Here is a 24,667-nt window from a genome sequence, read left to right as displayed (position 1 = left end):
ATGGCCGCCGCCCCCGTGCGTCGAGCTCAACCATGACAATTGTCACGAAAAAAACAAGCAGTTCCTCCTTGCAACAAAAGGATGTTCTTCTGATGTAGATCAAGCTGCCGACTTCTATAGTGGTGTTACCGGAGTGCAGATTACCGCCGCGGCCCACCACGACACGGAGCACAGCATGCGCTTTGACAAGATTCTTCCGACGGCCCTGATCACCTATCTGCAGGGCAAGGAGAAAGCCGCGTTCTACCGCTATGCACTGGTGGCGGCGCTCATGGCCGTGGTGTGCATCATCGGCTTGCTGGCTCTGGGGGAAAGCCCATGAGGCAGCCGGCCCGAAGCAGCAGCAAGCAAGATTGTCATGTCGTTTTACCCACCGCTGTACCTTAACCACCGCTAGGAGTTGTCATGAAACTCATCAAAAACTTTATCCGTGAAGAAGATGGCGTTACTGCAATCGAGTACGGCCTGATCGCTGCCCTGATTGCCGTCGTGATCATCGCAGCCGTCACCATCGTCGGTACCCAGCTGAAAAAGACCTTCAGCACCATCGGCACCAAACTCACCGCCGCAAATTGATGCAGCGCCGTCCGGACCGGCCCTGCGCCGGCCCGGACAACGTTTTACCGCATTTCCCGGCACGTCCACCTTGAAGATGCAGAGCGAGGCCCATCGTGAAATCTTTCTTCGCCCGTTTATCCGACGAATCGGCCGTCACAGCGATCGAATACGCGCTGCTGGCGGGCCTGATAGCGGCAGTGCTGGTGCTCACGATCACCCTGCTCGGCGACCAGGTCAAGCAGCTGTTTGTCTACGTCAAGGACCAAGTGGTCCTTGCCCTGTCATGAACACCCTGCGCGCCTCGCTGCGCACCCACCGCGTCCTGCTGCTGATCGTGCTGCTGTACGCCGCCGCAGCCACCCTGCTGGCCGGCAGCCTGCCCAGCCCTTCGGACATCCTCAACGTGCTGGCCGGCTTTCTCGTGGCCATCCTCACGGGTCCCGTCTTCATCCTGTGCGGCTACACCATCCATGTCATGGTGATGAAACGCCCGCACCGCCTGTGCCACTACCTGTACCTCGACCTGCGCCGCTACCTGAGCAACGAACGCCTGCTGCACGCGCTGCCGGCCATGCTGCTGATCCCCATCTTCGCCTCCAGCTTTACCGTCTTCAAGGCCGCCATCCCGCGCCTGCACCCCTATACCTGGGATGCCACCCTGTCGTCCTGGGACATGGCCCTGCATGGCGGCATGGCACCGTGGGAAAGGCTGCAGCCGCTGCTGGGCCATCCGCTGGTGACGGCCCTGCTGAACTTTTCCTACCACTTCTGGTTTTTCCTGTTCTACGCCATCCTGTACTGGCTCATCCTCGACACGCGCCGCCCCCTGCTGCGCATGCAGTTCCTGCTCAGCTTTGCACTGACGTGGATCGCGCTGGGCAGCGTCCTGGCCGTGCTGTTCGCCTCGGTCGGCCCCTGCTACTACGGCCATCTGCACGCCAGCGACCCGTATGCGCCGCTGATGGCCTACCTGCATGAAGCCAACCAGCACATCCCCGTCTGGGCCCTGCAGGTGCAGGACATGCTGTGGCAAGGCTACCAAAGCAAGGGCGTGAACGGCGAACTGGGCATTTCCGCCATGCCCAGCATGCATGTGGCCACGGCCGTGCTGATGGCCATGATGGGCTGGAGAGTCAGCCGTGCCGCCGGGACCGCCCTGTCCATCTTCGCCGTGCTGATCATGCTCGGCTCCATTCACCTGGGCTGGCACTACGCCGTGGACGGCTATGTGGGCGCGGCCGGCGCGGTGCTGGTGTGGCGCCTCGTGGGGCGCATGCTGGGCCGCGAGGCGGCGGCTCCCGTTGCTGCCTTGGCGCCCGTGCCCTGCATGAGCAAGGGAGGAGTGGCATCATGAAGGCTCCCCTGTCCATGCTGCTGTGCCTGGCCATGCTGGCAGCCCTGCTGGCCGCCGCGCTGTGGCACGACCTGCGCACGCGCCGCATCCCCAACCAGCTGGTGCTGTGGGGGACCTTGATCGGGCTGGCCCTGAACAGCTTCGTGCCGTCCGGCGCCGGCCTGTTCGACACCCCGTTCGGCGGCCTGGGCCTGCCGCAGGCGCTGGCCGGCGCCAGCGCCGGACTGGCCCTGCTGCTGCCCATGTACCTGCTGCGCAGCCTGGGAGCCGGCGACGTCAAGCTGATGGCCATGTGCGGCGCCTTCCTGGGGCCGGACGCCGTGCTGGAAGCGGCCCTGCTGACCTTCCTGGCCGGCGGCGTGCTGGCCCTGGCCGCCGCGCTGGCCGGGCAGCGCCTGCGTCAGGTGCTGAAGAACACCTATCACATGATACTGGGCGCCCTGCTGCACAGCCTGGCCGGTGGCGCCGCCACCATCGCCGAGCCGCCGCCGGCCACCGGCAAGCTGGCCTACGCCTTTGCCATTGCCAGCGGTACCTTGCTGCAGGTCTTCCTGCATTACACCCATCTGTGGAGCTTGCGCTGAAACGCGCCGCTCCAGCCACCCACCACGACAGGACATGACCATGGATACCATCGCCACCCTCTGCCACTCCCGCCGCGCCAGCCTGCTCACCAGCATCACCATGGCCGGCCTGTGGACCGTCTTTGCCAGCGCCCACGTGGTGGGCTACCTGCACAGCGGCGACTGGAGCTATCTGCTGTTCTGCGCGGCCGAAACCCTGGCGGCCCTGTTCTTCATCGTGCGCTCGGCCCCCGTCAGCGTCTCCACCGATGCGGGCGACTGGCTGCTGGCCATCGGCGCCACCTTCGCCCCGTTCTTCTTCGCCCCGTCCGACATGGCCATCTGGCCCGGCGCGCGCTACCTGCTGGCCGTCGGCAGCCTGCTGCAGATCGCCGGCCTGCTGTCGCTGAACCGCAGCTTCGGCCTGGTGGCGGCGCAGCGCGACATCAAGACGGGCGGCGTCTACCGCATGGTGCGCCATCCCCTGTACGCCAGCTACCTGATCTCGCTGAGCGGCTACCTGCTGGCCAATACCTCGCCCGCCAATACCGTGGCCTACGTCGCGACGATCTCCATGCTGGTGGCGCGCCTGCTGCGCGAGGAGCGCTTCCTGTCCACCGACGTGCGCTACCGCGTCTACATGCGCCAGGTGAAGTACCGCCTGCTGCCCTTCATCTTCTGATTCCCGGCCATCCGAGCAAGAGGAGCACCCATCATGCCTGATACCTATCCAGAACGCAGCGACGGCGGCGGCGTCGAACCGGCGGCCAAGCGCGCGCCGCGCACGGTCGAAGAAACGGGACTGCCCTTCCTGTTCCTCGTCGAGCTGCTGGTGAAGATCCTCTTCCTGCGCGGCCAGATCGGCCTGCCCGCACTGTCGACCCACGTCAAGCTGGGCGCCGGCGTGCTCGAACCGCTGCTCGCCTTCATGCGTGCGGAAAAACTGTGTGAAGCGCGCCGCAACGGCAGCAGCGGCACCGACGCCGACCTGTATTACCAGCTGGGCGACCAGGGACGCCTGCGCGCCGCCGAATACCTGCGCCGCAATGCCTACAGCGGCCCCGCCCCCGTCACCCTGGCCGACTACAGCAACCAGGTGCTGGCACAAAGCGTGGCGCACATGCAGGTGACGCGCGACGACGTGCTGCGCGAATTCCGCCACGTGGTCGCCAGCTCGGCCGTGCTCGACCAGCTGGGCGCGGCCATGAATTCCGGGCGCGCCCTGTTCTTCCACGGCCCCGCCGGCAGCGGCAAGAGCTACCTGGCCGAGCGCCTCAACGGCCTGCTCAGCGGTTCCATCGCCCTGCCCCATGCCGTGATGGTCGACGGCGAAGTGCTGCCCTTCCTCGACCCCATGCTGCATACCCTGTCGGGCAGCGCTTCCCTGCCGTCGGACCCGCGCTGGGTGCGCGCGCAGCGCCCCGCCGTGCTGACGGGCGGCGAACTGACGCTCGACATGCTGGACCTGCAGTTCGACCAGGGCGCGCGGCTGTACCAGGCGCCGCCGCACCTGAAGGCCAACAACGGCATCTTCATCATCGACGACCTGGGCCGCCAGCGCTGCTCGCCCGTGGAACTGATGAACCGCTGGATCGTGCCGATGGCGCGCCACGTCGATTACCTGTCCCTGCACACGGGCTACAAATTCCCCGTGCCCTTCGACGTCATCGTCGTCTTTTCCTCGAACCTGGCGCCGCAGGAGCTGGCCGACGATTCCTTCCTGCGCCGCATCGGCTACAAGATCCACGTGGGGCCCCTGAGCGCCTACCACTACCTGGCCGTGTTCCGCAGCACCTGCGCCCAGCTGGGCATCAACTTCGACGAAGCCTCGTACACCTACCTGCTGCATCTGCACAGCCAGTACGGGCGCCCCCTGCTGGCCTGCTATCCGCGCGACATCCTGGCGCAGGTCTGCGACCAGGCGCGCTATGAAGACCACCCGGCACGGCTGTCGCCGGAAGTGCTGTTCTGGGCATGGGAAAACTATTTCGGCAGCGATGACAAGCTGGCAAGCACACTTACCGGACCGGCAGCGGTCCAGCACAAAGGGGAAGCAAAATGAGAAACGCACGCGCTCTGACGATGATGGCCATTGCGGTCATCCTGGCGTTCGCCGCGGTCATCGTGGCCGCGCGCTGGATCAATGCCCAGGCTTCGGGCAACATCAACAAGGTTGCCGTGGCCCAGATCGACATCAGCCTGGGCGCGCGCATCACGCCCGACATGGTGCGCATGGTGGACTGGCCGTCGAACGCCCTGCCGCCGGGCGCCATCAACGATCCCAAGCTGCTCGACACGCGCGTCACGCGCACCAGCATCCAGCACGGCGAACCGATCATGGAAGGCAAGCTGGCGCCGCCGGGCACCCAGGGCGGCCTGTCGGCCGTCGTCGCCGAGGGCAAGCGCGCCATGACCGTGCGCGTCAACGACGTGGTGGGCGTGGCCGGCTTCGCCCTGCCCGGCAACTTCGTCGACATCCTCGTAAACACCCAGGGCGAGGGCGCCCGCAAGACGCCGGACCGCGACCCGAACATTTCCAAGATCGTCCTCGAACGCATCCTCGTGCTGGCCATCGCCCAGGAATCGAACCGCGACGACACCAAGCCCAAGGTGGTCAATGCGGTGACCCTGGAGCTGACGCCCGAGCAGGCGGAAAAACTCGACCTGGCGCGCAGCGTGGGCACCCTGTCGCTGGTGCTGCGCAACCAGGTCGAGGACAAGCCCGTCAACACGGACGGCGCCACCAAATCGAGCCTGCTCGATGAAAAGGTCGCCATCGCCGCCCCTGCCGCCATGGTGCAGGCCAAACCCGTGCCGCACCGCCGTCCTGCCGCGGCGCCTGCGCCGCAGGCCGGTCCCCGCGTCGATGTGATCAAGGGGCTGGAACGCAGCTCCCAACAATTCTAACCTGCACCAGAGGAGTCACGCCATGAGCACATATTGCACAGCAAGCGGAAGCCGGGTACTCAGCCTGGCGCTTGCCCTCGCCATGATCGGCGCCCTGGCGCCCCAGGCGCGCGGCGAACCCGTCGCCGCTACCGCCGTCGCCACCACCACCGCCGCCGTTACGGCCGACGCGGGTGCCGCCAGGAGCAGCCGCGCGACGGCCCGCCCCAGGGCCACGCCGCCGCAAAGCGAATCGCGCGCCGGCCGCACCGAGATGGCGCCGCAAATGAGCCTAGCCGAAGGCAAGTCGACCCTGATGCGCCTGCCGTTTGCCGCCAGCCGCATGTCCGTCGGCGATCCGCGCATCGCCGACGTCATCCTGCTCAACCCCAGCGAGGTGTACCTGCTGGGACGCTCCGTCGGCACCACCAACCTGATCCTGTGGAACAAGAACAACGATGCCACCATCGTCGACCTGGCCGTCGGCATCGACAGCAGCAGCCTGCAGACGCGCATGAACGAATTGCTGCCGAACGAAAAGAATATCCACATCACCGTGGCGGGCGACACCCTGATCCTGTCGGGCGTGGTCAGCGACGCCGTCAAGGCCGACCAGGCGCTGTCGCTGGCCAACGCCTATGTGCAGCGCAGCGCGCGCAGCAGCTCCACCGCCGGTGCCGGCGCCAGCGCAGCCCCGGCCGCCGGCGCGGCCCCTGCGGCGCCCGCCGCCACGCCCGATGCCGCCATGCCGCGCGTGATCAACCTGCTGTCGATCGCCGCGCCGCAGCAGGTGATGCTGGAAGTGAAGGTGGCCGAAGTGTCGAAGGTGCTCGTCGACCAGCTCGGGGCCAGCCTGGGCATCAACAAGACCATCGGCAGCTGGTCGTATTCGCTGCTGTCCAGCCTGCTTAGCAACAATCCCAGCGGCTTGAGCGGCGCCAGCAAGAACAACTTCTTCAACCTCGACGCGCAGAAACGCGATGGCCTGATCAAGGTGCTGGCCGAGCCGAACATCATGGCCATCAGCGGCCAGGAGGCGAGCTTCCTGGCCGGCGGCAAGATCTTCATCCCCGTCAGCCAGACCAACAACGGCGGCGTGCCCACCATCACCCTGGAAGAAAAGGAATTCGGCGTGGCCGTGAAATTCACGCCCACCGTGCTCGACGGCGGACGCATCAACCTGAAGGTGGCGCCGGAAGTGTCCGACCTGAACAAGGACGGCATCGGCATCACCGCCACCGGCGTGTCGACGACGGCCATCCTGCCGTCCTTCACGACGCGCCGCGCCACCACCACGGTGCAGCTGTTCGACGGCCAGAGCTTCGCCATCGGCGGCTTGATCAAGAACAATGTGACGAGCAATATCAAGGCCCTGCCGGGCCTGGGCGAAGTGCCCGTACTGGGCGCCCTGTTCCGCAGCACGGACTTCCAGACGGACCGGACCGAACTGGTCTTCATCATCACGCCGCACCTGGTCAAGCCCCTGCCGGCCGACTACAAGCTGCCCACCGACGACTACATCCAGCCCACGCGCGGCGACATGTTCATGCAGGGAAAAATGGAAGGCAGCGCACCAGCGCCAGCACCCGCACCGGCGCCGGCAGCAGCCGCCCCCATGCAGCCGCAGGCAGCCGCTGCCCAGCCCGCCGCCGGCTTCGACCTCAAATAGGAGAACACCATGAAAACCGCCCACTGCCTGCCTTGCGCCACGCTGCTGTCACTGCTGTCACTGCTGTCCCTGCTGGCCGGCTGCGCCGCCACCACCACGCCCGTGCTCGATTCGCATTTCGGCGAATCGGTGGCCCTGCTCAAGGCGCAGCAGATCATGTATCCGGATGCCTACCGCAATATGGACCCCGTCAGCGGCATGGATGGCAAGGCCGGTGCCAGCGCCTACCAGCGCTACCAGAAATCGTTCAGCACGCCGGAACCGCAGACCAACGTCTTCACCATCGGGGTCGGCGCGCGCCAGTAGGCGCCCGCCACGCGGCGACCTCCCCCAGACCACCAGGAGAAGCATATGCATACCGCATTTCGCAGGCACGACAAGCAGCAGGGCGCGATCGCCATCGTGCTGGGACTGACCCTGGTGGTCCTGTTTGCCATGGGCGGCCTGGTGCTCGACCTGGGCCACCTGTACATCGCCAAGGCCGAGCTGCAGAACGGCGCCGACAGCGCCGCCCTGGCCGGTGCCGTGGAACTCAATCAAAGCGCGACGGGCATCGACAATGCGCAGACGAAGGCCATCGCCATCGCGCAGAAGAACCGCTACGACTTTTCCACCACCTTGACCATCACGGCTGCCAACATCAGCTTCGGCCCCAGCCCGAACGGCCCCTGGTCATCCGGCGCCACCGCCCGCACCAGTCCGCAGGGCATGACCTTCATCCAGGTCGACACGGGCAGCAAGACCTTCGCCACTTACCTGATGGGCATCGCCGGCATCGCCAGCACCAGCACCTCGGGCGTGGCGGTGGCGGGCCGCTTCGTCAACGACGTCACGCCGATCGGCGTGTGCGCCGTCGATCCGGCCAACAGGACGGCGCAGTACACGTATCCCGCCGCGCCGGCCGGCACGGGCCTGACGGAGCTGCTGGAATTCGGCTTCCGCCGCGGCGTCACCTACAACCTGTTCGGCCTCAATCCGCTGGGCGGCTCGTCCGACCCCTACCTGATCAACCCCGTCGATGCCCCGCCCGGCGCCTGCGACCCTTCGCATTCGAGCGCCAACTCGACGGCGCCGTTCATGTGCACGGGCAGCAGCGCCGTCATCACCAGCGGCTCGGGCCAGGTCTACACGAACACGGGCCTGAGCGCCGGCAAGATCTCGGCCGCCCTCAACTCGCGCTTCGACGTCTACGGCGGGCCATCCGTGTGCGACCCGACGGCCGCGCCGCCCGACGTCAACATCAAGGAATATCCCTGCGTGGGCGGCTCGTCGCCGTGCACCGCCAGCGCCGCCAACTCGCCGCCCACCGGCTGGATGCAGCCGGGCGCCAGCACCCTGCCCAGCCAGCAGTCCGTCAGCCTGGCCGGCAACAAGCCGAACTACCGCCTGCCGCCGACCTACAGCACGCCCGTGACGGCGGCCCAGGCCCAGTTTGCCGGCTACGGCGTGCTGTGGTCCTACGGCCCCGCCTACCAAAGCAACGGCGCCACGCCCGCCGCGGCCGGCACGGCCTACAGCGTCACGGATGCCAATGCCAATCCCATGTACAACACGACCAAGGTGAACTACTTCGACACGGCCAGCTATCCGACCAGCGCCGGCGCCAGCTTCCCCGCCGGCACGCCCCCCTCGCCCTACAACCAGAGCAGCGGCCCCACGTTCCTGGCGCCGTCGGCGGGGCATCCGGGCCAGCGCAACCGCCGCATCCTGAACGTGGTGCTGGTCGACTGCCGCACGGCGCCCGTGGGTCCGGCCTCGTGCGGCGCCATGACGGCCGTCGGCATCGGCAAATTCTTCATGACGACGAAGGCCGATTTCAGCGGCAGCGCGCGCCTGGACGTCGAGTTCGCGGGGCTGATCGAGCCCGTGCCGAATTCCGAAATCAAGCTCTACAAGTGAGGCGGCCATGCGCATCCATCCTTCCCATCCCAGGCAGCGCGGCAGCGCCGCCGTCGAATTCGGCATCGTGCTGGCCCTGCTGGTGACCCTGCTGGCCGGCATCTTCGGCTTCGGCCGCGCCTTCTGGTACTACGACGCGCTGACCAAGGCCACGCGCGACGCGGCGCGCAACATGTCCGTCAGCGCCAAGGCCAGCATCGCCTCGCAGGGCGTGCCGGCGGCCAAGCAGACGGTGGTCAATGCCGCCACCAGCGCCGGCATCAGCGACCTCACCACGGCCAACGTGACCGTCACCTGCCTGGACGCCAGCTTCAACGACAGCAGCTGCACCGATGGCACGGCGCCCGGCGGCATCCGCGTCGAAGTCGTCAACTACACGCTGTCCGTGGGCCAGTACCTGCCCTTCGTGATCGGCGCGGCCAGCAGCTACGCCACGCCGCTGGCGCCGCGCACCACCATGCGCTACATGCTGTAAGGAGAACGCCATGCGCCACCGCCTCTCACCCGCCAACCGCGCCGGCCGCCAGCGCGGCGCCGCGGCCGTCGAATTTGCCCTGGTGGCGCTGCTGTTCTTCACCCTGCTGCTGGGCATCCTGGAATTCGGCCGCCTGCTGTTCCTGTACAACACGGTGCAGGAAGTGAGCCGCCGCGCCGCGCGCGAAGCGGTGGTGCGCTGGATCGACCAGACGGACGCCGTCAAGACGCTGGCCCTGTTCGGCGGCACGGCCCTGCCGGCCGCGCCGGAAGTCACGGCGGCCAATATCACCATCAGCTACCTGAACAAGAGCGGCGCCGTCGTGACGCTGCCGCCGACCGACCCCGGCGACAACCTGTCGGCCTGCGGCGACAACACGCGCACGGCCAGCTGCATCGACAGCGTGCGCGTCTCGATCGACAACGTCAGCTACACGCCGATGGTCAGCCTGTTCGGCTTTCTCAATATCGCCCTGCCCTCCTCGGTCGTGGTGATGCACGCCGAGAGCCTGGGCTTCCAGATCAACTGAACGCCATTACGGGGAGTACCAAGTGAACATCGTCATCGTTTCGAAGAATGAAGCCCAGCTCAAGCGACTCACCCGTTTGCTGCGCGAACGCAGCGCGGCCGACCGCGTCTCGCTGCTGGCCAGCACGCCGGACCTGTTCGACAGCGGCGCCACGCCGGACCTGCTGCTGCTGGAGCAGGAGCACATCGGCGAGGAAGAGCTGGACCGGCTGGAGCTGCTGGGCGGGCGCCATCCGAGCCTGGCCATCATCGTGCAAAGTCCGCAGCAAAGCCCGCAATTCCTGCTGCGCTCGATGCGCGCCGGCGTGCGCGAAGTGCTGCCGCCCGACGACGACGGGGCGCTGTGCGCGGCGCTGCGCCGCATCGAGGACAAGCTGCAGAAGCAGGTGACGCGCAAGGGCCAGGTGCTGGCCTTCGTCTCGTGCAAGGGCGGCAGCGGCGCCACCTTCATCGCCGCCAACCTCGGCTACGCGCTGGCCGCCGGCGAACAGCGCAAGGTGGCGCTGCTCGACCTGAACCTGCAGTTCGGCGACGCCGCCCTGTTCGTTTCGGACCACAAGCCGGCCACCACCCTGTCGCAGCTGTCGCAGCAGATCGTGCGCCTCGACGCCTCGCTGCTGAACGCCAGCATGATCCAGGTCACGCCCGCCTACAGCGTGCTGGCCGCCGCCGACGATCCCGCCCATGCGGCCGACATCGAGGCCGAGCACATCGACCGCCTGCTGGCCCTGGCGCGCAGCCAGTACGACTACATCGTGCTCGACGTGGGGCGCGGCCTCGATGCCGTCAGCGTGCGCGCGCTGGACCGGGCCGACCTGATCTTCCCCGTGCTGCAGGCCACCCTGCCGTACGTACGCGACGGCAAGCGCCTGCTCGACGTCTTCCGCGGCCTGGGCTACCGCGAAGACAAGATCCGCCTGGTCCTGAACCGCTTTGCCAGCAGCGACAGCATCCGCGTGGCCGACCTCGAATCGGCCTACGGCAAGCATGTCTACAAGTCCATCCCCAACCACTACGAGGCGGTGGCGGCCTCCGTCAGCCAGGGCGTGCCCATCCTCAAGCTGGCGCCGCACAATCCCGTCTCGCGCGCCCTGCAGGAGCTGGCCGCCAGCCTGGCCGGCGAAACCCCGCCCGCCGCGCAAGGCTGGGTGGCGCGGCTGCTGGCGCGTGCCTGATCCCCCCATCACCGGAGACCGACCATGACTGCCGAAAAACTCACCCTGCGGGACCGCCTGGGCTACGCCCAGGATGACGCCTGCCTGAACGACGCTGCCGCGCACCAGGGCGCAGCCAGCCAGAGCTACCAGCAACTGAAGCACCGCACCCACCAGGCGCTGCTCGACCGCGTCGACCTCGAAGGCATGCAGCGCCTGTCGCGCGAGCAGATCCGCGACGAGCTGAAAATCCTCGTCAGCGACGTGCTCACGGAAGACAACGTGGTGATCAACGACCTGGAACGGCGCTCGCTGATCCGCGACATCCAGGACGAAGTGCTGGGCTTCGGCCCGCTCGAACCGCTGCTGGCCGACCCCAGCGTGTCCGACATCCTCGTCAACACCTACCGCCAGGTGTACGTCGAGCGCCATGGCCGCCTGGAGCTGAGCGACATCTGCTTCACGGACGACGCGCACCTGATGAAGATCATCGACAAGATCGTCTCGCGCGTGGGCCGGCGCATCGACGAATCGAGCCCCATGGTCGATGCGCGCCTGCCGGACGGTTCGCGCGTCAACGCCATCATCCCGCCGCTGGCCATCGACGGCCCCGTGATGTCGATCCGCCGCTTCTCGGCCCAGCCCCTGCGCCTGGCCGACCTGATGCTCAAGCACAGCCTGACCGAGGAAATGAGCACCATCCTGCAGGCGCTGGGCAAGGCCAAGATGAACATCCTCATTTCGGGCGGCACGGGCAGCGGCAAGACCACCATGCTCAACGCGATTTCCGGCTTCATCAGCACGGCCGAGCGCATCGTCACCATCGAGGATGCGGCCGAGCTGCAGATGCAGCAGCCGCACGTGGTGCGCCTGGAAACGCGCCCGCCCAACATCGAAGGCAAGGGCGAAGTGACGCAGCGGGCGCTGGTGCGCAATGCCCTGCGCATGCGCCCCGACCGCATCATCCTGGGCGAGGTGCGCGGCGCCGAGGCGCTCGACATGCTGGGCGCCATGAACACGGGCCACGAAGGCTCGATGGCCACCATCCATGCCAACACGCCGCGCGACGCGCTGACGCGGCTGGAAAACATGATCAGCATGGCTTCCGCGGCCCTGCCCGTGAAGGCCATGCGCCAGCAGATCAGTTCGGCCATCAGCGTGGTAGTGCAGGTATCGCGCCTGACGGACGGCAAGCGCAAGGTCACCTCGATCCAGGAAATCACGGGCATGGAAGGCGAGATGATCACCATGCAGGAAATCTTCACCTTCCGCCAGACGGGCATCGGCGAAGATGGCGGCGTGCAGGGGCACTTCCATGCCAGCGGCGTGCGGCCGCGCTTCCTGGAGCGCCTGCGCGCCTTCGGCATCAACCTGCCTGAAACCCTGTTCGATCCCGCCCGCCAGTACCACTAAGGGGAACATCATGGACTATCTGTACTATGTCTTCGCCATCCTTACCTTCATCGCCGTGGTGCTGCTGATCGAGGGACTGTACCTGGTGTGGAACAGCTCGCGCGGCCCGGAAGCGGAAAGGGTGGCGCGCCGCCTGCGCATCATGTCGGCCGGCGCGCATGGCGACACGGGCAGCTCGATGATCAAGAAGCGCCTGCTGAGCGACACCCCGGCCCTGCAGCGGCTGCTGCTGAGCGTGCCCCGCGTGCATGCGCTCGACCGCCTGCTGGAACAGTCGGGCCTGACCTGGAGCGTGGCCAGCTTCGCCGGCGTGATGGTGGCGACCGCCGGTGCCGCGTTTCTGCTGCTCAGCTATTTCAGCGTGCCGTGGGCGCTGCGCCTGCCGCTGGTGGCCGGCGCCGCCTTGCTGCCCCTGCTGGTGGTCCTGCGCGCCAAGGCCAAGCGCCTGCAGCGCATCGAGCAGCAATTGCCCGATGCGCTGGACCTGATGGCGCGTGCCCTGCGCGCCGGCCATGCCTTCCCCACGGCCCTGAAAATGGTCGGCGATGAAATGAATGCGCCGCTGGCCGTGGAATTTCGCGCCACCTTCGATGAAGTCAATTTCGGCATCGCCATGCAGGATGCCCTGATGAACCTGGCCACGCGCGTGCCCAGCACGGACCTGCGCTATTTCGTCATCGCCGTGCTGATCCAGCGGGAAACGGGCGGCAACCTGGCCGAGCTGCTCGACAGCATCAGCCGCATCATCCGCGAACGCATCAAGCTGCTGGGACAGGTGCGCGTGCTGTCGGCCGAAGGCAGGCTGTCGGCCTGGATCCTCTCGCTGCTGCCCTTCGGCGCAGCCGCCATGATTCAACTGACCAATCCCCAGTTCCTGGAAATGCTGTTTGTCGACCCGGGCGGCCGCAAGATGCTCGTCGGCGCCCTGCTGCTGATGGTCTGCGGCGTCTTTGTCATGCGTAACATCATCCGCATCCGCGTCTGAGCGCAAGGAGCACTGTCATGAACCCCGTGAATATCGCCTTTCTCGCCCTGCTCTTCATCGCCGTGTTCGGCACGGCGCTGGTCGCCCTGCGCAGCTTTTCGCCGGACCCGCTGCGCCAGCGCATCGACAGCGCCGCCGGCAAGACCGGCCCGTCGCCGGGCGCCGCGGCGCCGAATCCCTGGCTGGCGCGCATGGTGCGCCTGACTGGACCGCTGGCCAAACTGTCGCTGCCCGACCAGGGCTGGGAAAACTCCGTGATGCGCCGGCGCTTCATGAATGCCGGCCTGCGCCAGGCCTCCACGCCCATCCTGTTTTTTTCCGCCAAGACCATGCTGGCCATCGGCCTGCCGCTGCTGCTGTTCCTGGGGCTGAGCGCGTCAGGCCATCAGATGGCCGGCAAGGCGCTGCTGTTCTGGCTGCTGGCCGTGGCCGCCCTCGGCTACTACCTGCCCAACTTTGTCCTGCAGCAAATGATCAAGCGGCGCCAGCGCGATATCTTCGAAAGCTTTCCCGATGCGCTGGACCTGATGACGGTGTGCGTGGAGGCGGGCCTGGCCATGGATGCGGCCCTGGCCAGGGTAGCCTCCGAGATCGCCCTGAAAAGCACCGTGCTGGCCGAGGAACTGCACCTGGTGATACTGGAACTACGCGCCGGCAACACCAAGGAGCGGGCGCTGCGCAACCTGGCCCTGCGCACGGGGGTCGAGGATGTCGACGCGCTGGTGGCCATGCTGATCCAGGCCGAGCGCTTCGGCACCAGCATCGCCGCCTCCCTTCGCGTGCAATCGGACCAGCTGCGCACCAAGCGCCGCCAGCGGGCCGAGGAAGAAGCGGCGAAGATCGCCCTGAAGCTGCTGTTTCCGCTGATTTTCTTCATCTTTCCCTCGCTGCTGGTCGTCCTGATGGGGCCAGCCTTCCTGCAAATCTACCGCGTGCTCCTGCCCAGCATGGGCAGCGGCAGCTGATGGGAGCAACGCCATGTCCCCGCATACCACCCTGATGCTCATGCTGGCCTGCGCCGGCCTGCTGCCCGCCTGCGGCCACCTGCCCGGCCCCGCCAGCCAGGCGCCCCGCGATGCCGCGCCGCAGGCGCGCGGCGAGGACAGCGCCGCCACCCGCGCTGCCGCCTACTGCAAGCTGGGCCGGCGCCTGCAGGCGCTGGGCGATCCCCGCGCGGCGCTGGCCGCCTACCGCGACGCCCTGCTGCTCGACCCGGCCTCGTCCGATGCGCGCAATGGCGCCGCCGTGCTGCACGCCCAGCTGGGCCAGCTGGAAACGGCGCGCGGCATGCTGCAGGCGCTGGCGCAGGAGGCGCCCACGGCCAGGACCTACAACAATCTCGGCTACGTGCTGTACCTGCAGGGCGACTACGCCCAGGCGGCCAGCGTGCTGCGCCAGTCGCTGCAGCTCGACAACGGCCAGCAGCCGGCGCGCGCCAACCTGGACCTGGCCATCGCGGCGCTGGCGCGCAGCGTGGGCACGCTCGACGCGGCCACGGCAGCCGTCGCGCCCGACCTGGCGCCCACGCCCGCGCCAGCGGCGCCGGCCAGCCGTTTGCAACTGACGCAATTGCAGCCGAATGTCTTTGCCCTCAGCTGGCGCGATGCGCCCGTGGCGGCGCCCGCGGCCGCGCCGCTCCCGGCGAAACCGGCGGCGTCCCTGCCGCGGCTGGAAGTCATCAACGGCAATGGCGAAACGGGCCTGGCGGCACGCATGCGCGGCATGCTGGGCGGCATGGGCATCAGCGTGCTGCGCCTGGGCAACCAGCGGCCATACGGCATCCAGGCCAGCAGCATCGTCTACCGTCCCGGCCATGCCGAGGCGGCCGCCACGCTGGCCCTGGCGCTGGGTGGCCTGCCACAGCGGCAGGCGGCGGCAGACAGCGGCATCGGTGCGGGGGCCGACCTGCGTCTGTTACTGGGCAAGGATGCGCTGGCCAGCCTGCACGCGCCGGCGCCCCTGGTGGCGGCAAACACGGCGCCCTAGCGGCGCGCTCAGCGCGGCAGCAGGCTGCGGTCGGCGGGATCGAGGAGGAAGCCCTGCAGGATGTCCTGCAGCTGCGGCAGCTGCGCCACATAGGCGGGAATGCCCAGCTGGCGGGCGCCGAAATAGTGGGCGATGATGTCGCCCTGCTGCTCCATGTTGAAGTCGGACAGGACACCGCCCGCCTGCGCATCGTAGCGGTAGGCGCGCTGGGCGATATAGCCGCCGCGCAAGGCCAGCAGGGCGCCATGCAGCAGCACGCTGTAGCCGAGCTGGTACTGCCACACGTGCACCATTTCATGGATGAAGAACAGCTTGCCGCCGTTGCCTTCGCGGGAAAAATCGTCGCGGTACTGGGCCGGCATGAAGTGCAGGCTGCCGCGCGGCGTCATGGCCGTGTTCTGGTCCTGCAGGCCAAACGGCAGAAAGGAGCCGCGCACGACGCGCACGCGCGCGTAGTCGACGGCGTCCTGGAAGACGCCGCGGGCCATGGCGGTTTCGCCGATGGTCAGGGGGCGGCGCAAGACGCGCATGGCACTCCGTCGGAAGAAATCAGCGGCAAGCATGCAAGCTTGCCGAATACTATAACTGCAAGTACCTGACAGTAGCGTATGTCAGGTACGACTCAAACGACTAAGCCGAGCGCAGGCCGCTGGCGGCCTTGGCGATTTCCGTGATGCGGTCCCAGTTGCCGGCCGCGATCGCGTCTTTCGGCGTCAGCCACGAACCGCCCACGCAGGCGACGTTCTTCAGCGCCAGGAACTGCGACGCCGTCTCTTGCGAGATGCCGCCCGTCGGGCAGAACGTCACGTCCGGCAGCGGGCCGTAGATGGCGTTGAGCATGCCGATGCCGCCCGCCGGCACGGCCGGGAACAGTTTCAGCTGCTGGAAGCCGTTTTCACGCGCCGCCATCACTTCGCCCGGCGTCATCACGCCCGGCAGCAGGGGCAGGCCGCTGCTTTTCGCCGCCGCCACGAGGGCCGAGGTCAGGCCTGGCGAGACGCCGAACACGGCGCCCGCATCGCGCGCCTGGGCAAATTCCTCGGGACGCGTCAGCGTGCCCACGCCGACGATGGCGCCCGGCACTGCCGACATGGCGCGGATCGCTTCCAGGCCGTGTTTCGTGCGCAGCGTTACCTCCAGCACGCGGATGCCGCCCGCCACCAGCGCGCGCGCCAGCGGGACGGCGTGGTCAGGGTCGTCGATCGCGATCACGGGGATCACGCTCGAAGTGCGCATAATTTCCAGTAGTGTCATGGTCATCTCTTATTTCCTTGCCAAAAAGTCTTCATCGGAACCGGGCACAGTATCGCCGACATTGTCGGCATCGTGCAAGGCAACCGTGGTGGGAATCGGCGACGGCAGGCCGAAGGTGGTGGCACCCTCTTCCGCCGCGCTGACGGTGGAACGGAACATGGAGAACAGCTCGCGGCCCATGCCGATGTGGTTCGGCGACAAATCGGCCTGCACCAGCGAGCGGGCGTGCCAGACGTCGGCCGGCACCAGCGCCTCCAGCACGCCGGTAAAGGCGTCGAGGCGGATGATGTCGCCGTCGCGCACGAGGCCCAGCGGGCCGCCGGCGAGGATTTCCGGCGACACGTGGATGGCGGCCGGCACCTTGCCCGACGCGCCCGACATGCGGCCATCCGTGACCAGCGCCACGTGGCGGCCCGCGTCCTGCAGGTTGGCCAGCGCCGGCGTCAGCGCATGCAGTTCCGGCATGCCGTTGGCGCGCGGGCCCTGGAAGCGCAGCACGGCGACGAAGTCGCGGTCCAGCGTTCCCGCCTTGTAGGCGGCCATGAAATCTTCCTGCGAATTGAACACCAGCGCCGGCGCTTCCACCGTGCGGTGCTGCGGCTTGACGGCCGACACTTTCATGACGGCGCGGCCCAGGTTGCCCGCCACCAGCACCATGCCGCCGTCCGGGGCGAACGGGTTCGCGGCGGAACGCAAGACGTTGTCATCGGCGCTGGCGAGCGGCGCATCTTTCCAGAAGACCTTGCCGTCTTCGCCCAGGAACGGTTCCTGGCAGTGCGCGCGCAAGCCGTGGCCCAGGATGGTGTTGACGTCCTCGTGCAGCAGGCCCGCGTCCAGCAGTTCGCGGATCAGGTAGCCCGTGCCGCCGGCCGCGTGGAAATGGTTCACGTCGGCGTCGCCGTTCGGGTAGATGCGCGTGAGCATGGGCACGATGGCCGACAGTTCGTTGAAATCGTTCCAGTCGATGACGATGCCGGCCGCCTTGGCGATCGCCACCAGGTGCAGGGTGTGGTTGGTGGAGCCGCCCGTGGCCAGCAAGCCGACGACGGCGTTGACGATACATTTCTCGTCGACAATGTGACCGACCGGCAGGTAGCTGCTGCTTTGCGCCGTGATGGCGGCGGCGCGCTGGGCGGCAGCGCGGGTGAGCGCATCGCGCAGCGGCGTGTTCGGCGTGATGAAGGCGGCGCCCGGCAGGTGCAGACCCATCACTTCCATCAGCATCTGGTTGCTGTTGGCCGTACCATAAAAGGTACAGGTGCCCGCGCCGTGGTAGGCTTTCGACTCGCCTTCGAGCAAATCTTCGCGCGTGGCCTTGCCTTGCGCGTACAGCTGGCGCACCTTGGCTTTTTCCTGGTTCGACAGGCCCGACGTCATCGGACCGGCCGGCACGAAGACGGCGGGCAAGTGGCCGAAGTGCAGCGCGCCGATCAGGAGGCCCGGCACGATCTTGTCGCACACGCCCAGGTACAGGGCGGCGTCGAACATATTGTGCGACAGCGCCACGGCCGTCGACATGGCGATGGTGTCGCGCGAGAACAGCGACAGCTCCATGCCCGGCTGGCCTTGCGTCACGCCATCGCACATGGCAGGCACGCCGCCGGCGAACTGGGCGACGGCGCCCACTTCGCGCACGGCTTGCTTGATGATCTGCGGAAAGCCTTCAAACGGCTGGTGCGCCGACAGCATGTCGTTGTACGAGGACACGATGGCCACGGAGGGCTTCTTGTACTCTTTCAGCGACAGCTTGTCGTTGGCGGGAAAGGCGGCAAAACCGTGCGCCAGGTTGGTACACGACAGGGCGCCGCGCTGCACGCCCTGGATGCGGGCCGCATCCAGATGCGCCAGATAGGCGCCGCGCGATGGCCGGCTGCGCGCGATGATGCGCGCTGTTACGGATTCGACTACTGGATGCAGCGCCATATGAATTTCCTTAAAAATGAGTATTTCGTGAAATTTTACTACAAAATGCCGGCACAGAAGCACTCTTGCGGGGGCCGGCGGCAGAAATAATCCATTCCCCGGCGACTTTCCAAGGCAAAACAACAGCATGTTGCTTCAAGGCATACGATCCGTCTCTCTATCGCAGCCGGGATACGGCGCTGAAAAACCGCGGAAAATGCGCCGCATCTGCACAAACTGTAGTGAAATTACGTTTTTCTGTTGTATTATTCTCATACCAACGCCGGAACGCCTGTTCGCCACACCGAACGCGCCGCGCTCCCTTCAACCGAGACAAGCACCCAAGCCGACCGCCATGCGCCAGCCAGCACCGATTCCCGCCATCACCGCCACCGCCAGTTTCCAGTCCCTGCAGGCGCATAGCGCCAGCCTGCGCGACGTCCATTTGCGCCAGCTGTTTGCGGCCGATCCGGCGCGCTTTGCCGGCATGACGGTCGATGCGGCCGGCCTGCTGCTCGATTACTCGAAGAACCGGGTCGATGCCACCGCCATGGCCCTGCTGATGGACCTGGCCCGCGAACGCGGCGTGGAAGCGCAGCGCGAAGCCATGTTCACCGGCGAGAAAATCAATCTTACCGAACATCGCGCCGTTCTGCATACGGCCTTGCGCGCGCCGCGCGGCACGCCGCTGGTGGTCGACGGCCAGGATATCGATGCCGATGTGCAAGATGTGCTGCGGCGCGTGAAGGCGTTCACGGACAAGGTGCGCAACGGCAGCTGGCTCGGCTACACGGGCAAGCCCATTTGCGACATCGTCAACATCGGCATCGGCGGCTCGGACCTGGGCCCGAAAATGGCTTGCCTGGCCCTGCGCTCGTATGCCAACCCGGGCCTGGAAATGCACTTCGTCTCCAACGTCGACGGCCATGACATGGAAGCAACCTTGTCGAAAGTCGATCCGGAAACGACCCTGTTCATCGTTGCGTCGAAAACCTTTGTGACCGCAGAAACCATGCTCAACGCCAACACGGCGCGCGCCTGGTTCCTGCTCGAAGGCGAAGAAACCGACTTGGCCAAGCATTTTGTGGCCGTCTCGACGAATACGCAAGCCATCGTCGACTTCGGCATTTCGCCGGACAATATGTTCCCGTTCTGGGACTGGGTCGGCGGCCGCTATTCCGTCTGGTCCTCGATCGGCCTGGCCGTGGCCCTGTCCGTGGGCTTCGAATACTTCAGCGACTTCCTCGCCGGCGCGCATGCCATGGACCAGCATTTCCGCCAGGCCCCGCTGGAAGACAATATGCCGGTGGTGCTGGCCATGGTGGGCTTCTGGAACCGCCAGTTCCTCGACTGCGGCTCCGTCTCCATTGCCCCGTATCACCAGGATCTGAGCCGCTTTGCCGCCTATCTGCAACAGCTGGACATGGAAAGCAACGGCAAGCGCGTTACCAAGGATGGCGTGCCCGTCGACGTGCCCACGGGCCCCGTCATCTGGGGCGATTGCGGCACGAATGCGCAGCACGCGTACTTCCAGCTGCTGCACCAGGGCACGGACATCACGCCCATCGACTTTATCGCCGCCCTGCGCGCCACGCACGACTTGCCGGGCCACCACGACGCCCTGCTGGCCAACTGCTTTGCCCAGTCGGAAGCCTTCATGACGGGCAAGACGGGCGAGGAAGTGCGCCTGGACCTGCAGGCGCAAGGCTTGCCGGAGAGCGAAATCGAAGCCCTCGTGCCGCACAAGACTTTCCCCGGCAACCGCCCCAGCAACACCATCCTGATGGACCAGCTGACCCCGACCACCCTGGGCGCCCTGATCGCGCTGTACGAGCACAAGACCTTCGTGCAGGGCGTCTTGTGGAATGTCAACAGTTTCGACCAGTGGGGCGTGGAGCTGGGCAAGGTGCTGGCGAAGAAGATCCAGGCCGAACTGACGGGCGAAGCCCGTCCCGACCACCACGACAGCTCGACCAATGGCTTGATCGCGCTGGCGCGCGCAGCCAAGGCGGCTTACTGAAAAGAGATAGATGAATATTTACGAAATCAAGGTCGTCAGCGACAAAGCCATGCAGGTGGGCGAATGCCCGCTCTGGCATGGCAAGGAAGCGGCCCTGTACTGGGTCGATATCGACGGACGCGCCGTGCACAAGCTGCACCCGGCCAGCGGCAGGCATGAGCAATGGGACATGCCGACGGAGCCGTCGGCGCTGGCCATCAACGCGGGCGGCGGGCTGATCGTGGCCCTGCGCAGCGGCTTTGCCCACCTCGACACGAAGACGGGCAGCCTGGCGGAAATCGCCCCGGCGCCGTTCGACATGGCCACCACGCGCTTCAACGATGGCAAGGTCGATCCGGCCGGCCGTTTCTGGGTCGGCACGATTTTCGAGCCGCGCAGCGCCGATGCGGCGGAAATGTTCGTGCTGGAAAAGGGCAAGGTACGCAAGGTGTGGTCGGGCGGCATGACGGTGTCGAACGGCCTGGGCTTTTCCCCGGACAAGCGCACCATGTACCACTCGGATACCACCACGCACCGCATCGACCGCTTCGACTTCGATGCGGCCACGGGGGCCATTTCTGAACCGCAACCGTTCCAGCGTTTTTCCATGGACAAGAAGGCAGCCGATTACGGTGGACGCCCCGATGGCGCGGCCGTCGACAGCGAAGGCAATTACTGGGCCGCCATGTTTGAAGGCGGCAAGATCCTGCGCTTCGCCCCGGACGGCCACCTGCTGGGCGAAATCGCCGTGCCCGTGCGCTGCCCCACCATGGTGACGTTTGGCGGCCCCGACCTGCGCACCCTGTACATCACCAGCGCCAGCCACAACAGGTCAACCGCCGAGATCGCCGACTACCCTTTGAGCGGCCACGTGCTGTCCGTGCGCGTAGACGTGGCCGGCCAGCCGGAAACACCGTACCAGGCCTGAGAATACCGGGGTCAGCCCCTCAATGCCGCATGAAAAAAGCGCCGGACCCTTGCGGGTACCGGCGCTTTTTCACAGGCGGCCGCGCAGACTAGCGGGCCAGCACCTTGCGGATCGTCTCGGCCAGTTCCGCCGCCACGAACTTGGCCACATAGCCGTCGGCGCCCACACCCTTCACATGGTCTTCGTTGGTCGACCCCGTCAGGGACGAGTGGATCACCACGGGAATGGTGGCGAAGCGGCCGTCGTTCTTGATGTTGCGCGTCAGGGTAAAGCCATCCATTTCCGGCATTTCCAGGTCCGTCAGCACGAGCGCCACCTTGTCCTTGGCCGTCTTGCCTTCCGCGGCCGCCTGGCTGGAAATGGCTTGCAGGCGCTCCCATGCTTCCTTGCCCGTCTTGGTCATGATGAAGGGCACGCCCATGGCGTCCAGGCCCTTCTCGATCAGCGAACGGGCCAGCGAGGAATCATCGGCCGCCAGGATCACGGCGCCGGCCGGCAGGCGCACCTGCGGGCCGATGCTGTTCTCGTCCACATCCGGGTCGCCCGACGGCAGCACGTTGCGCAGGATCTGCTCCACGTCCAGCACCTGCGCCAGGCGCGTCTTGTCCGTGTCGCCATCGAGGCGCGCGATGCTGGTGACGAGGCCGCCGCCGACGCTCGATTCGGCCGACAGCACCTGGTTCCATTCCAGGCGCACGATTTCATCGACCTCTTCCACGGCAAACGCCTGCGTCGAGCGGGCAAATTCCGTCACCATCAAGATCTTCAAGCCATTGCTCTTGCAGCCGACCGCCATCGGCAAGTCGATCACGGGCACGATCTGGCCGCGGATATTCACCACGCCCAGCATGTGGGGGTGGGAACCGGCTACGGCCGTGATGGCCGGCATTTCCATGATTTCCCGTACCTTGAACACATTGATGCCGAACAGTTCGCGGCTGGTCGAATGATCGCTGGTGCCCAGCTTGAACAGGAACAGTTCGAATTTGTTATTGCCTGTCAGGCTGGTGCGTTCATCGACATCTTGCTGCATTGAATTCATTGTGTCCCCTTGAGCCGTCTTGTAAAGTTAAGTCTGCCTATCCGCGGTGCGGACCAGGCTGACTGCATGCCGCATGGGCGTCGGGAGGCGGGTTCGGGGCATGGCCGGCGCTAACGGAGCAGCAGTGTGATCGTGCGAGTTCATACAACCAATAGTTGCTATTGATTCGAGTCTGAATTATACGGTTTTTTACTTTCCACAAAGCTACTTTACGCCGCCAACGGCCATCCTGGCCGCATTTCTTGACTTGCTTGTTGCTACAGCGCAAATCGTGATGAAAAGCATGGAAAATTTCCCCTGCAACCATGGTTGCTTTGCAACGCCGGCGGCAAATCATGCCCGCGCGCCCGTGCCGGCGATGGGCTTATAATGGCTGCGCAAGATCGCCTGGCAGGCAGGCATGGCAAAAGCCCCACGCAAGCGGCATGAATGTAGTAAAATTTCTTGCAATTGCCACTTCTACGTAGTAAATTTACACCACGATTTCAAGTAGCGACAGACTGGCACTTCCGGTCGGCCTCCTCCCCGCTCCGGCTCTTTTACTTTTGCGACGACACTCACTTATGGCTCTTACCGATTTTGACCTGGTCCTGTTTGGCGGCAGCGGCGATTTAGCAATGCGCAAATTGCTGCCTGCCATGTATGCGCGCGACGTCGCGAACGACTTGCCGCCGACGGCGCGCATCATCTGCGTCGGCCGCCAGGACAGCGGCCAGGATGCCTTCCTGAAAATGGTGGAAAGCAATTCGCGCCCGCACATCAAGGCCAGCACCCTGAACGCCGCCACGTGGAGCCGCTTCTGCGCGCGCATCGTGTACGTGTCGCTCAACGCCAGCGACGCCTCGACCTACGCCCCGCTCGTCGAAGCGCTGCGCGACGGCGCGGACCTGACGCGCGTGTACTACCTGGCGACGCCGCCGCACCTGTTTGCCTTGATCTGCGACAACCTGGAAGAAAATGGCCTGGTGACGCCGAACTCGCGCGTGGTGCTGGAAAAACCGCTGGGCCGCGACCTAGCCAGCGCCAAGCAGATCAATGCCGAAGTGGGCAAGGTCTTCCAGGAATCGCAGATCTACCGTATCGACCACTACCTGGGCAAGGAGACCGTGCAGAACCTGCTGGCCCTGCGCTTCGGCAACGTGCTGTTCGAGCCCCTGTGGCGCCGCGAATGGATTTCCGACGTGCAGATCACCATCGCCGAGAAACTGGGCGTGGGCAACCGCATGGGCTACTACGACACGTCGGGCGCGTTGCGCGACATGCTGCAGAACCACTTGCTGCAACTGCTGTGCATCGTCGCCATGGAACCGCCCACCTCGATCGCGCCGGACGCCGTGCGCGATGAAAAGCTGCAGGTACTGCGCTCGCTCAAGAAATTCACGCCCACCACCCTGGCGCAAAACATCGTGCGCGGCCAGTACCGCGCCGGCCACGTGGACGGCGCCACCGTGCCGAGCTACCGCGACGAGCCGGACGCGCCCGAACATTCGCGCACCGAGACCTTCGTTGCCCTGAAGGCGGAAATCGACACCTGGCGCTGGGCCGGCGTGCCGTTCTACCTGCGCACGGGCAAGCGCATGGCCGACAGCCTGGCCGAAATCGTCGTGCGCTTCAAGCAGATCCCGCACTCGATCTTCAACCAGCCGACGTCGAGCTTCCAGCCGAACTGCCTGGTGATCCGTTTGCAGCCCGACGAAGGCTTGCGCATGAACCTGATGGCGAAAACCCCGGGCGACGGCATGCGTCTGAAACCGGCGGAACTGGAACTCGATTTCCGCGAATCGTTCAAGACGCCGCGCATGGATGCCTACGAGCGCCTGCTGCTCGACGTCCTGCGCGGCCAGCTGACCCTGTTCATGCGCGGCGACGAACTGGAAGCGGCCTGGGAATGGGTCGAGCCGATTCTCGACAACTGGGAACAGAACGACAGCGCGCCGATTCCGTACACGGCCGGCACCTGGGGCCCGGCCGCGGCCAGCGCCCTGATCGGCCGCGACGGCTTGCAGTGGCGTGAAGAGGCGCTTCCTGAAGACTAGTTTGGAAGCGCAAGGAGTCTGGCCTTGCAAGGCCAG

General features: G+C 66.2%; 25 protein-coding genes. 21 read left to right on the top strand and 4 right to left on the bottom strand.

What is annotated here, in order from left to right:
• The 18 genes from EBS11_RS25050 to EBS11_RS24965 form a co-directional block, all read left to right on the top strand.
• Window positions 1–322: hypothetical protein (locus tag EBS11_RS25050; RefSeq protein WP_290607608.1), on the top strand; the 322-nt coding region annotated here is incomplete at its 5' end.
• Between the two features lie 83 nt (window positions 323–405).
• Complete coding sequence (locus tag EBS11_RS25045) at window positions 406–576, top strand: Flp family type IVb pilin (RefSeq protein ID WP_290607606.1); 171 nt, start codon at window positions 406–408, stop codon at window positions 574–576.
• A 95-nt stretch (window positions 577–671) separates the two neighbouring features.
• Window positions 672–845 carry a Flp family type IVb pilin gene (locus EBS11_RS25040; RefSeq protein WP_290607604.1) on the top strand — a complete coding sequence of 58 codons (174 nt, stop codon included), beginning with the start codon at window positions 672–674 and terminating at the stop codon, window positions 843–845.
• Window positions 842–1,912 carry a phosphatase PAP2 family protein gene (locus EBS11_RS25035; protein ID WP_290607602.1) on the top strand — a complete coding sequence of 357 codons (1,071 nt, stop codon included), beginning with the start codon at window positions 842–844 and terminating at the stop codon, window positions 1,910–1,912. Before EBS11_RS25040 ends, EBS11_RS25035 begins: the two co-directional genes overlap by 4 nt.
• Window positions 1,909–2,496, top strand: a complete 588-nt coding sequence (locus EBS11_RS25030; RefSeq protein ID WP_290607600.1) for an A24 family peptidase — start codon at window positions 1,909–1,911, stop codon at window positions 2,494–2,496. The genes EBS11_RS25035 and EBS11_RS25030 overlap by 4 nt, the downstream gene beginning before the upstream one ends.
• A 40-nt stretch (window positions 2,497–2,536) precedes the next feature.
• Entirely contained in the window at window positions 2,537–3,157 is a 621-nt protein-coding gene (locus EBS11_RS25025; protein ID WP_290607598.1) for a methyltransferase, read from the top strand.
• 33 nt (window positions 3,158–3,190) lie between these two features.
• A complete protein-coding gene (locus EBS11_RS25020) occupies window positions 3,191–4,537 on the top strand; it encodes an ATP-binding protein (RefSeq protein ID WP_290607596.1) in 1,347 nt (448 codons plus the stop codon).
• Window positions 4,534–5,382, top strand: coding sequence for a Flp pilus assembly protein CpaB (gene cpaB, locus EBS11_RS25015; RefSeq protein WP_290607594.1), 849 nt, complete (start codon window positions 4,534–4,536; stop codon window positions 5,380–5,382). Before EBS11_RS25020 ends, cpaB begins: the two co-directional genes overlap by 4 nt.
• Window positions 5,383–5,404: 22 nt before the next feature.
• Window positions 5,405–7,030 (top strand): type II and III secretion system protein family protein, encoded by a 1,626-nt coding sequence (locus EBS11_RS25010; RefSeq protein ID WP_290607592.1) that lies wholly within the window; start codon window positions 5,405–5,407, stop codon window positions 7,028–7,030.
• A 9-nt stretch (window positions 7,031–7,039) separates the two neighbouring features.
• A complete protein-coding gene (locus EBS11_RS25005) occupies window positions 7,040–7,336 on the top strand; it encodes a pilus assembly protein (protein ID WP_290607590.1) in 297 nt (98 codons plus the stop codon).
• A gap of 45 nt (window positions 7,337–7,381) precedes the next feature.
• Window positions 7,382–8,929: a TadE/TadG family type IV pilus assembly protein gene (locus EBS11_RS25000; protein WP_290607588.1), complete on the top strand. Its 1,548-nt coding sequence runs from the start codon at window positions 7,382–7,384 to the stop codon at window positions 8,927–8,929.
• Window positions 8,930–8,936: 7 nt separating this feature from the next.
• Window positions 8,937–9,404, top strand: coding sequence for a TadE family protein (locus EBS11_RS24995; RefSeq protein ID WP_290607586.1), 468 nt, complete (start codon window positions 8,937–8,939; stop codon window positions 9,402–9,404).
• Between the two features lie 10 nt (window positions 9,405–9,414).
• Window positions 9,415–9,933 carry a TadE/TadG family type IV pilus assembly protein gene (locus tag EBS11_RS24990; RefSeq protein ID WP_290607585.1) on the top strand — a complete coding sequence of 173 codons (519 nt, stop codon included), beginning with the start codon at window positions 9,415–9,417 and terminating at the stop codon, window positions 9,931–9,933.
• A gap of 22 nt (window positions 9,934–9,955) precedes the next feature.
• On the top strand, window positions 9,956–11,107 hold the full coding sequence (locus EBS11_RS24985; protein WP_290607584.1) for an AAA family ATPase: 1,152 nt from the start codon (window positions 9,956–9,958) through the stop codon (window positions 11,105–11,107).
• Window positions 11,108–11,131: 24 nt separating this feature from the next.
• Window positions 11,132–12,499, top strand: a complete 1,368-nt coding sequence (locus EBS11_RS24980; protein WP_290607583.1) for a CpaF family protein — start codon at window positions 11,132–11,134, stop codon at window positions 12,497–12,499.
• 10 nt (window positions 12,500–12,509) lie between these two features.
• Window positions 12,510–13,484, top strand: coding sequence for a type II secretion system F family protein (locus EBS11_RS24975; RefSeq protein WP_290607581.1), 975 nt, complete (start codon window positions 12,510–12,512; stop codon window positions 13,482–13,484).
• Between the two features lie 17 nt (window positions 13,485–13,501).
• Window positions 13,502–14,449: a type II secretion system F family protein gene (locus EBS11_RS24970; RefSeq protein WP_290607579.1), complete on the top strand. Its 948-nt coding sequence runs from the start codon at window positions 13,502–13,504 to the stop codon at window positions 14,447–14,449.
• A gap of 13 nt (window positions 14,450–14,462) precedes the next feature.
• The gene (locus EBS11_RS24965; protein WP_290607577.1) at window positions 14,463–15,470 is read left to right on the top strand and encodes a LytR C-terminal domain-containing protein; all 1,008 of its coding nucleotides are present in this window, start codon (window positions 14,463–14,465) and stop codon (window positions 15,468–15,470) included.
• Window positions 15,471–15,478: 8 nt separating this feature from the next.
• Here the strand turns inward: EBS11_RS24965 and EBS11_RS24960 are convergent, their stop codons facing one another.
• From EBS11_RS24960 to edd, 3 genes are all read right to left on the bottom strand, one after another.
• The gene (locus EBS11_RS24960) at window positions 15,479–16,000 is read right to left on the bottom strand and encodes a Rhs element Vgr protein (protein ID WP_290607575.1); all 522 of its coding nucleotides are present in this window, start codon (window positions 15,998–16,000) and stop codon (window positions 15,479–15,481) included.
• Window positions 16,001–16,100: 100 nt separating this feature from the next.
• Window positions 16,101–16,730, bottom strand: a complete 630-nt coding sequence (eda, locus tag EBS11_RS24955) for a bifunctional 4-hydroxy-2-oxoglutarate aldolase/2-dehydro-3-deoxy-phosphogluconate aldolase (protein ID WP_290607573.1) — start codon at window positions 16,728–16,730, stop codon at window positions 16,101–16,103.
• Window positions 16,731–16,733: 3 nt separating this feature from the next.
• A complete protein-coding gene (gene edd / locus EBS11_RS24950) occupies window positions 16,734–18,647 on the bottom strand; it encodes a phosphogluconate dehydratase (protein WP_290607571.1) in 1,914 nt (637 codons plus the stop codon).
• A 334-nt stretch (window positions 18,648–18,981) separates the two neighbouring features.
• Here edd and pgi point away from each other — a divergent pair, with 334 nt between their 5' ends.
• Together pgi and EBS11_RS24940 are read left to right on the top strand one after the other, a co-directional pair.
• Window positions 18,982–20,646: a glucose-6-phosphate isomerase gene (pgi, locus tag EBS11_RS24945; RefSeq protein ID WP_290607569.1), complete on the top strand. Its 1,665-nt coding sequence runs from the start codon at window positions 18,982–18,984 to the stop codon at window positions 20,644–20,646.
• A gap of 10 nt (window positions 20,647–20,656) precedes the next feature.
• Window positions 20,657–21,553, top strand: coding sequence for an SMP-30/gluconolactonase/LRE family protein (locus EBS11_RS24940; RefSeq protein ID WP_290607567.1), 897 nt, complete (start codon window positions 20,657–20,659; stop codon window positions 21,551–21,553).
• A gap of 88 nt (window positions 21,554–21,641) precedes the next feature.
• Here the strand turns inward: EBS11_RS24940 and EBS11_RS24935 are convergent, their stop codons facing one another.
• On the bottom strand, window positions 21,642–22,595 hold the full coding sequence (locus EBS11_RS24935; RefSeq protein WP_290607565.1) for a chemotaxis protein: 954 nt from the start codon (window positions 22,593–22,595) through the stop codon (window positions 21,642–21,644).
• Between the two features lie 563 nt (window positions 22,596–23,158).
• Between EBS11_RS24935 and zwf the strand changes: the two genes are divergently transcribed.
• Window positions 23,159–24,631, top strand: coding sequence for a glucose-6-phosphate dehydrogenase (zwf, locus tag EBS11_RS24930; protein ID WP_290607563.1), 1,473 nt, complete (start codon window positions 23,159–23,161; stop codon window positions 24,629–24,631).
• The last annotated feature ends 36 nt before the right edge of the window (window positions 24,632–24,667 follow it).

The sequence above is a fragment of the Janthinobacterium sp. genome (assembly GCF_009923995.1).
In the GTDB taxonomy this organism is placed as follows: Bacteria; Pseudomonadota; Gammaproteobacteria; order Burkholderiales; family Burkholderiaceae_D; genus Janthinobacterium.
This window is presented reverse-complemented; position numbering and strand designations above follow the sequence as displayed.

Coding starts and splice junctions, on each gene's coding strand:
- EBS11_RS25045 (WP_290607606.1), top strand. CDS start 406: ATGAAACTCATCAAAAACTTTATCCGTGAAGAAGATGGCGTTACTGCA.
- EBS11_RS25035 (WP_290607602.1), top strand. CDS start 842: ATGAACACCCTGCGCGCCTCGCTGCGCACCCACCGCGTCCTGCTGCTG.
- EBS11_RS25030 (WP_290607600.1), top strand. CDS start 1,909: ATGAAGGCTCCCCTGTCCATGCTGCTGTGCCTGGCCATGCTGGCAGCC.
- EBS11_RS25025 (WP_290607598.1), top strand. CDS start 2,537: ATGGATACCATCGCCACCCTCTGCCACTCCCGCCGCGCCAGCCTGCTC.
- EBS11_RS25020 (WP_290607596.1), top strand. CDS start 3,191: ATGCCTGATACCTATCCAGAACGCAGCGACGGCGGCGGCGTCGAACCG.
- cpaB (WP_290607594.1), top strand. CDS start 4,534: ATGAGAAACGCACGCGCTCTGACGATGATGGCCATTGCGGTCATCCTG.
- EBS11_RS25010 (WP_290607592.1), top strand. CDS start 5,405: ATGAGCACATATTGCACAGCAAGCGGAAGCCGGGTACTCAGCCTGGCG.
- EBS11_RS25005 (WP_290607590.1), top strand. CDS start 7,040: ATGAAAACCGCCCACTGCCTGCCTTGCGCCACGCTGCTGTCACTGCTG.
- EBS11_RS25000 (WP_290607588.1), top strand. CDS start 7,382: ATGCATACCGCATTTCGCAGGCACGACAAGCAGCAGGGCGCGATCGCC.
- EBS11_RS24995 (WP_290607586.1), top strand. CDS start 8,937: ATGCGCATCCATCCTTCCCATCCCAGGCAGCGCGGCAGCGCCGCCGTC.
- EBS11_RS24990 (WP_290607585.1), top strand. CDS start 9,415: ATGCGCCACCGCCTCTCACCCGCCAACCGCGCCGGCCGCCAGCGCGGC.
- EBS11_RS24980 (WP_290607583.1), top strand. CDS start 11,132: ATGACTGCCGAAAAACTCACCCTGCGGGACCGCCTGGGCTACGCCCAG.
- EBS11_RS24975 (WP_290607581.1), top strand. CDS start 12,510: ATGGACTATCTGTACTATGTCTTCGCCATCCTTACCTTCATCGCCGTG.
- EBS11_RS24970 (WP_290607579.1), top strand. CDS start 13,502: ATGAACCCCGTGAATATCGCCTTTCTCGCCCTGCTCTTCATCGCCGTG.
- EBS11_RS24965 (WP_290607577.1), top strand. CDS start 14,463: ATGTCCCCGCATACCACCCTGATGCTCATGCTGGCCTGCGCCGGCCTG.
- EBS11_RS24960 (WP_290607575.1), bottom strand. CDS start 16,000: ATGCGCGTCTTGCGCCGCCCCCTGACCATCGGCGAAACCGCCATGGCC.
- eda (WP_290607573.1), bottom strand. CDS start 16,730: ATGACCATGACACTACTGGAAATTATGCGCACTTCGAGCGTGATCCCC.
- edd (WP_290607571.1), bottom strand. CDS start 18,647: ATGGCGCTGCATCCAGTAGTCGAATCCGTAACAGCGCGCATCATCGCG.
- pgi (WP_290607569.1), top strand. CDS start 18,982: ATGCGCCAGCCAGCACCGATTCCCGCCATCACCGCCACCGCCAGTTTC.
- EBS11_RS24940 (WP_290607567.1), top strand. CDS start 20,657: ATGAATATTTACGAAATCAAGGTCGTCAGCGACAAAGCCATGCAGGTG.
- EBS11_RS24935 (WP_290607565.1), bottom strand. CDS start 22,595: ATGAATTCAATGCAGCAAGATGTCGATGAACGCACCAGCCTGACAGGC.
- zwf (WP_290607563.1), top strand. CDS start 23,159: ATGGCTCTTACCGATTTTGACCTGGTCCTGTTTGGCGGCAGCGGCGAT.